The following is a 7,156-nucleotide window of genomic DNA, read 5'->3' as shown; positions in this document are numbered from 1 at the left end:
TCCTTAAGTTGATGGATGTGGGGTAGCACCACATACCCGTCAACCTAAGAATTCCGAAATACCCCAAAATAAAAAAGCGTAGAAATAAAACCCTTCTACACTTTTTTATTACTTAACTAAATATAATTTCTCTTATTGAAATTTCTAATTACCTTATTCAAAATTACAAAAGAAACAATACCTTAATTTTATTATGGATAATAATTTAACTGTATAGTTTATATACTATTAATTCTTTATGATGGAATCATTTTCTTATTTTAGATTTTCTTGTTTTGGTACAATTTTAATAGATTTCTTACTAATCCGTATAAGCATACCAAAAGAGAGAAAGATAAAAAATCCGCCAAAAAGAGCAAATACAACTGTAGGATTGAAATGTGCTAATAATACCCCCGAAACAATAGGTCCTACAGCCATTCCCATATATCTAATAAAGTTAAACATTCCCATTGCACTTCCTCTATTATGTTCAAATTCATTTGCAATCATAGTAGCAAATAAAGGAGTAAGGATACCAATTGATATTCCGTGAAGAATTAAAGCAACTGTTACGCCAATTAAAGTTTTCGAGTGTGTCACAGCAAATAGTATAACGCTCAAAGCTAATACTACATTTCCAGCTATAAAAAGCTTTTTTTGTGAAATTTTTGATTGAATTGTTTTAAAAGTCATGCTGCCAATTATTAAACTAATAGCCATTGGTAAGTAAAGTAAACCCACTACCTGTAAACTTAATTGATAATGATCAGTTAATAAAATTGGTAAGTAAACAAGGAAGGAGAAATAAAGAAAAAATGCAAAGAAACTTAATATTAATATGGAACTGCCCACTTTGCTTTTAAATATAGAAGCATAGTGAGATATAAGTGTTTTCCCACTCAATTCTTTTTTACTTCCTACACGATCATTAGGGAAATATATCCAATTAGTTATAAATAGAATTACAGATACTGCTACAAGTAGCCAGAAAACACCTGGGTAATTATATTTTTCCCCAATAAAACCTCCTAGCACTGGTGCAACAGCAGGTGCAATGGATAACATGGTTTGATATGTACCCATTGCACTTCCTCGTTGTTCTCCTTGAAATACAGTACCAATTGTAGTTGCGGCAATAAGTGGTATTGCAGCTGTCCCTACAGCCTGTAAAATTCTACATATTAAAAATACTGTAAAGTTACTTGTAATTGCACAACCAATACTCGCTATAATTGTTAAAATAATACTCGGAATAAGAATAGTCCTAGCACCTTTAAAATCAATTATAGAACCAAAAACAATTTGCATAATTGCCGTAATAAAAATAAATATGGAAACGGAAAAGTTAACCATCGTTATAGATACTTGGAATGAATCCCGAATTATGGGGATTATTGGAGAATATATATTTTGATTTAAAGAAGCGAAAAAAGCACTAATACACAACAAATATAAAAGAAAAGAAGCACTTGATTTAACACGGTTCATGCTATCCCTCCTAAAAGATTATTAATAATTAGCTAATTTATTTAAGTTATAATAAATTTATTTCCCCAACATTTTATCGTTTATATTTTGTAAAAACTTCAATATTGCGTTTTGTTCAATTTCAGAAAATGAATCAACGAACTGATAAAATTCATTTTCTTTCTGGTCATGAATTTTCTGATGTAATTCACAAAGTGATTGTCCTGCCGGAGTAAGTTGATAATATACCTCCTTTTTGTTATCAGCTGACTGAAAACGAGTGATTAAATTTTCTTTTATTAATTTGGTGTTAATTTTTGTGATATTCGCTTTAGATAAATTCATTTTCCTTGCAATTGTAATATTATTTATTGGTTGATTCTCACCAATACAGGCAATTACGTGTATACTTGTCATATTTGTCGGTACATGTTCTATTTCTTCCATTTTTGCTTGCTTAAAAAAAGTCTCAATATCCTTATCTGCCTTTTGTTCATTGAGATGTAACAAATGTAGATAATTATCGTAAATTTTCTGTTTTATGCCCTTATTCATTTAAATGTTTCTACCCTTCTTTGTCTATTTTATTTTTTGTTTACCGGTAAACTATTTTGATTTTATATCCTCGTTTAGCAATTGTCAATTGCTAAATTGGAATTTAACTAATTATGTAAGAACCTTTAATGTATCTATTTTTCATAATTTACCCTAATAAAGTCGTATTATATTAAATTATATTAAAGAGTTAGTTTCAATGCATAAAAGTCCTTTTTTAAATTGTTGACCTGATTATTGTTTACTGGTAAACTTTATATTGTTAACCGGTAAACAATAATTCTAGATAGGGGAAATTATTATGACAAATTTTGTCCATGAACAAACCTTAAAAGCTATTGAAGACTTTGTCATAACAAGAGAAAAGAAAAAATATGCATCTCAAGAGATGATAAAAGAATTAGTTAGTGAATATGAAAATATAAATAAAAATTGGACTCTCACGCAACTACATATTGTTTCGGTTATTCATGAGAGCAAACAACAAATGAATAACACTCTACTATCTACGGAACTTAATATTTCTAAAGCAACCATCTCTAAAGCTATTCGCGTTCTTATTGATAATAAAATTTTATTGACGCATCAAAATACAGATAATAAGAAGGAAATCTTTTATACTTTAACTGATAAGGGAATACAGTTAGCCATTGTTCATAAAAAATTACACAAAATTGCACATGAGCGTTACAGTGCGTTATTCCAACAATTTAATGATTCCGAGTTACAAGTTGTAACAAAATTTTTAGAAGCATGGAAACAATGTATTTAATTTTTTGTTATATTAGCTTAGAAGGTATATATGTTGACCTTCTCATAAAAATAGAAAAACTAAGGGGTTTTAGCCCCTTAGTAAAAATTGAATTATATTAATAACTAAAATAGCCATGTTTTTTTAAACTAACTTATCAAAAAGAATAGGCATGGAAATAGGTCCACGTGTATAAAGTCCTTTTTCAACATATTTAAAATCTTCTTCTAATTTAATATTTTTCATATTATCTAAGACTACATTTACAACTATTTCAATTTCTGATTTCGCAAACGCTGCCCCTACGCAATTATGAATACCTGATCCGAATGCAAGGTGTCTTGCAGCACCACTAAATGCCTTTTTAATATCAAGATCCGGACGATAAATGTTGAATTCATCAGGTCTTTCAAATGCATTAGGGTCACGGTTCGCTGCACCAATCATACAAAATACCGTAGTTCCTTTGGATAGTTGGATACCACTTATTTCCGTATCTTTTGACAATTGACGTGGGATCAATTGCACTGGTGGATTGTAACGTAAAGTTTCTGCAATAGCTAATGGTACTAATGAACGATCACTTAATACATCTTGCAGTTGTTTCGGTTGGTTAATTAAATTATAAATTAATAAAGCAAGAGTCTTATCACCAGGTTCTGTTGCAGCTAATAATATATTTAAAATCAATGCTAGAATATCAGTATCAGTCATAGCTATTCCTTCATATTTAGCACTGCATAATTTAGAAATTAAATCTTCCTGTGGGTTTAATCGTCGCTCTTTAATAATTGGTTCTAAATAATTAGCCAACTGTTCACTGCACCAAAGAGAATGTTTTTTTGCCTCTGGTGGTTGATTTATACTGGTAATAAACTCAGCTACACCACTATGCCATTCTCCTATCTTCTTATGATCTTTCTTATCTAATCCAATCATATCCATTGTTACATAAACAGCAAATGTTCTGCCAAAATCATTAATTAAATCTATCTTTCCATTTGGAAGGTGTGGAGATAGTAAATCTTCTGCATTCTTTTTAATTAAAGGCATTAATTTTTGTAAAGCATCTCCCATAAAACTTCTTAAAACAATTTTTCTTTTCGCTACATGCTCTTTTCCACGCATTTGTGCTAATACTGGTCCACGCATTACTGGTTCAGCACGTTCAGCTAATGATTTTGTTGTAAATGTTTCAGTATCATTCAATATATTACGGACATCTTGATATCTACTAATAAAATAACTATCAATCTCAGGTTCATAATGTACTGGGTCATTCTGACGTAGGTATGAAAAATACTTATATGGATCTTCTTGAAATTCCTCTGTTAATATATTAACCGTTTGCATAGTATTTGACATATTACTTCCCCCTTGTAATGGATACTTACTATTTGCTAAGATATATCTTCCGATTCTTGAACCATTAAATATCCTTGATTTGGTTTCATCTTGATAGAAAAATCATTTCGAACTATCTGTTCACCAAGCTCCCATGGTTTATGATAAATAAGTACAGCTTCTTGAGCTCCTAAAATTTCAGCTCCGCCAATGAAAAATGGGAGTTCTGCAATTACATATTCTACTGCAATATTTAGCATGTCATTTGATATTTGATCAATATCTATATTAGTACCCCTTGCCCTACCTAAAATAGCTGCATGTGACATTTCTAAGCAAGCATTTCGAAAATCAGTTTCGCTTAAAAAAATATGTTCTGCTTCTGCCCTCATGCAGCTATATGCATTGTTGTCATTAAAATCAGAAAAAGTATGGATAGCATTTACATTACCACCATGCTCTTTAAGTGCCTTTTCAGCTGATCTTCTATTTCGAGATACTTCTTTCCTAACTTTTCTTTCCGCTTTACCTTTTGGAGTTCCTAGAGCCTCAAGTAAATTTGCAGCTTCTTTTCCAGCTAATAAAACACTAACATCCTCAAAAGTATGTAATGCCCATTCAATGAGTCTATTAATATATTCATCAGAAAATCTACTATTAAACGGACTAATACCTATTATTGCATGCTTACTACGTTTTAATATTTCAGCACAATTAGTAGATAAGGGTTGAGAACTAAACTTTCGTACATTTCTTACCGCTATAGCATTCGTCATACAATCATCCCTTTAAATAATTTTATCAATATAAACTGTTTTATTGATTTTAAGTAACCAATAATATTTCAAACTACATAAAAAAAGAGATAGAATATCTTGATGTTAGAAATGGTGTATAAAAATAATACTAACAAAAAACCCTACATAATGTTCACCGGTGAACAAAACCAATTCTATATCGCTACTATTGTTTTGTCAATATGTATTATTCAGAAAAAATAAATAAAACAAAAAATTAAAATTCTGTTCACAATTGTTTACACAATAGAAATTTATTTCACAACTTACAGTTAGTCATAATAAAGAAATACAGGTCCTTAATTAAGGATCTGTATTTCTTTATTATATATTTTATTTCTCGTTTTTTTGCTCTTCAATAATAAATTTAGAAAGCAATTCTGTTAATGCATTCACCTTTTCTTTCATTTTGTTAGATTGATTTGAAATTTCTTGAATTGAAACTGCTTGTAATTGAATTGATTGTACTGTTTGAATTGTTTCTCTTTCTATTTGTGTTGAAGTATCAGATACTAGTGAAAGAGACGCATTTACTTCTTCTGTACCGGCAGACATCTCCTCTGTTGCTGCAGAGACTTCTTGAATTTGACTTGTGATTTTGTCAATATCTCTCATAATAGATGAGAATGTTTGATCTACTTGGTGGGCTGCTTCCTTTCCTTTTGCTGCCTTTTGTTCTCCTTTTTGCATGACATGAACTGTGTCTTGAGTATCTTGTTGAATAGATTTGACTAAATGATTAATTTCATTCGCGGATTCTTTAGACTTTTCAGCCAAATCCCTCACTTCTGCTGCAACCACTGCAAACCCTTTCCCATTCTCTCCAGCACGTGCTGCTTCAATAGCAGCATTTAAGGCAAGAAGGTTAGTTTGCTCGGCAATATTAGTAATTGCATCCAATGCTGTATCAATCTGTTGTGTACGTGTAACAAGTCTATCTATTACTTTTGATGTTTCCTCCACGACATCATGAACACTGTTCATTTGAAGAATTGAGTGCTTTATCACATCACTACCAATGTGTATTTGTTCTGTAGTAGTTACTGCTACCTCAGCAACTACAGCTGAAGACTCAGCTACTGTTTGCACACCAATTGTTATTTCATCCATTGAAGATGAACTCTCTTGAATACTAGTTACCTGTCCTGCTATTTTTTCTTTTACTTCAGAAATTGTCTGAACAACCTCATTCGAAATATTAGATGCTCGCTTTGTATCTTGTAAAACACCATCTGTAGAAGAAATAACTTCTTGTGTTGTCGATTTAACACTTGCAATTAATTGTTGTAGATTATCTAACATACTATTAAAAGACTGTACAATATTTCCTATCTCATTATTTGCTTTATAAGAAGTACGTATTGTTAAATTACCTGCAGCTACTTTCTTCATATCATTTTGCAATAATAATAGTGGTTGTCGTATGATTAACTTAATAAGATATCCGATGAATATTACTACGATAATCGCTAAAATTGAAAGGACTACAAACATTATCATTGTATTTTGAGCACTGTTATTATTAACTTGTTGTAACTGCTCTGCATTATTACTGTTATATACGATTAGTTCACGAATGGACTGAATTGTTTTTTGCATATTAGGTTCGATTTCTTTTAGATAATAAGTGTAGGCTTCTTCATTATTAGCTTTCCCTAATTCTTGTGCCTTTTTCATCTTTTTTCTTAATTCATGAAACTCTTCCTGAAATTTGCTAAATAGCTCTTTTTCTTTATTAGAAATAACTTTAGTTTCGAACAGCTTTAATAACTGATCATTTTCTTTACGAATTCCATCCATTTCTTTTATCAAATCGTTCATTCTTTTTTCATCTTTGGATACCATTATTTCCATAAAATTCATATTAACATGATAAAAGTTAGATTCTATCGTTCCTATCCAATCAACTGATTTTAAATTATCTTCATACATATTAGAAGAAGCACTCTTTCCTCTTTCTAATCCCCAAAATCCTATTAGGGATAATACTATACAGGCAATACTTGATATGCCTATTAGTATGTTTAGTTTTGTACCAACCTTACTGTTTCTCAATAATTTCAACTAAAAACTCTCCATTCTTATATATAGTTCAGTTGATATATTGTATAATAATAATCTGGAATATACGATATTTATTTTTAAAATATGTAAATATAAATAATTTAAAAAAGTAATAAAAATAAAATTTTCCAGTAAAATATTTCGCCATTTGACCTTCAAGGGGTACCCCCCCTATGCCCATCAACTTAAGAAAACA

6 protein-coding genes are annotated in these 7,156 nt (G+C 30.4%); 1 reads left to right on the top strand and 5 read right to left on the bottom strand.

The window, feature by feature from the left end:
* Positions 1-255 precede the first annotated feature (255 nt).
* On the bottom strand, positions 256-1,470 hold the full coding sequence (locus tag DN401_RS26420; protein WP_149288051.1) for an MFS transporter: 1,215 nt from the start codon (positions 1,468-1,470) through the stop codon (positions 256-258).
* Between the two features lie 57 nt (positions 1,471-1,527).
* Complete coding sequence (locus tag DN401_RS26415) at positions 1,528-2,004, bottom strand: MarR family transcriptional regulator (protein ID WP_139020089.1); 477 nt, start codon at positions 2,002-2,004, stop codon at positions 1,528-1,530.
* Between the two features lie 301 nt (positions 2,005-2,305).
* On the opposite strand from DN401_RS26415, the gene DN401_RS26410 reads away from it, so the two are divergent.
* Positions 2,306-2,776, top strand: coding sequence for a MarR family transcriptional regulator (locus tag DN401_RS26410; RefSeq protein ID WP_139020090.1), 471 nt, complete (start codon positions 2,306-2,308; stop codon positions 2,774-2,776).
* A 123-nt stretch (positions 2,777-2,899) separates the two neighbouring features.
* Here the strand turns inward: DN401_RS26410 and DN401_RS26405 are convergent, their stop codons facing one another.
* The 3 genes from DN401_RS26405 to DN401_RS26395 form a co-directional block, all read right to left on the bottom strand.
* Entirely contained in the window at positions 2,900-4,120 is a 1,221-nt protein-coding gene (locus DN401_RS26405) for a pulcherriminic acid synthase (RefSeq protein ID WP_139020091.1), read from the bottom strand.
* Positions 4,121-4,155: 35 nt separating this feature from the next.
* Positions 4,156-4,875, bottom strand: coding sequence for a tRNA-dependent cyclodipeptide synthase (locus DN401_RS26400; RefSeq protein WP_149288050.1), 720 nt, complete (start codon positions 4,873-4,875; stop codon positions 4,156-4,158).
* Between the two features lie 354 nt (positions 4,876-5,229).
* Positions 5,230-6,960, bottom strand: coding sequence for a methyl-accepting chemotaxis protein (locus DN401_RS26395; RefSeq protein ID WP_149288049.1), 1,731 nt, complete (start codon positions 6,958-6,960; stop codon positions 5,230-5,232).
* Positions 6,961-7,156 lie beyond the last annotated feature (196 nt).

The organism is Bacillus sp. BF2-3, from assembly GCF_008368795.1.
In the GTDB taxonomy this organism is placed as follows: domain Bacteria; phylum Bacillota; class Bacilli; order Bacillales; family Bacillaceae_G; genus Bacillus_A; species Bacillus_A cereus.
The sequence above is the reverse complement of the archived record's forward strand: the minus strand, read 5'-3'. Positions and strand labels throughout refer to the sequence as shown.

Coding starts and splice junctions, on each gene's coding strand:
- DN401_RS26420 (WP_149288051.1), bottom strand. CDS start 1,470: ATGAACCGTGTTAAATCAAGTGCTTCTTTTCTTTTATATTTGTTGTGT.
- DN401_RS26415 (WP_139020089.1), bottom strand. CDS start 2,004: ATGAATAAGGGCATAAAACAGAAAATTTACGATAATTATCTACATTTG.
- DN401_RS26410 (WP_139020090.1), top strand. CDS start 2,306: ATGACAAATTTTGTCCATGAACAAACCTTAAAAGCTATTGAAGACTTT.
- DN401_RS26405 (WP_139020091.1), bottom strand. CDS start 4,120: ATGTCAAATACTATGCAAACGGTTAATATATTAACAGAGGAATTTCAA.
- DN401_RS26400 (WP_149288050.1), bottom strand. CDS start 4,875: ATGACGAATGCTATAGCGGTAAGAAATGTACGAAAGTTTAGTTCTCAA.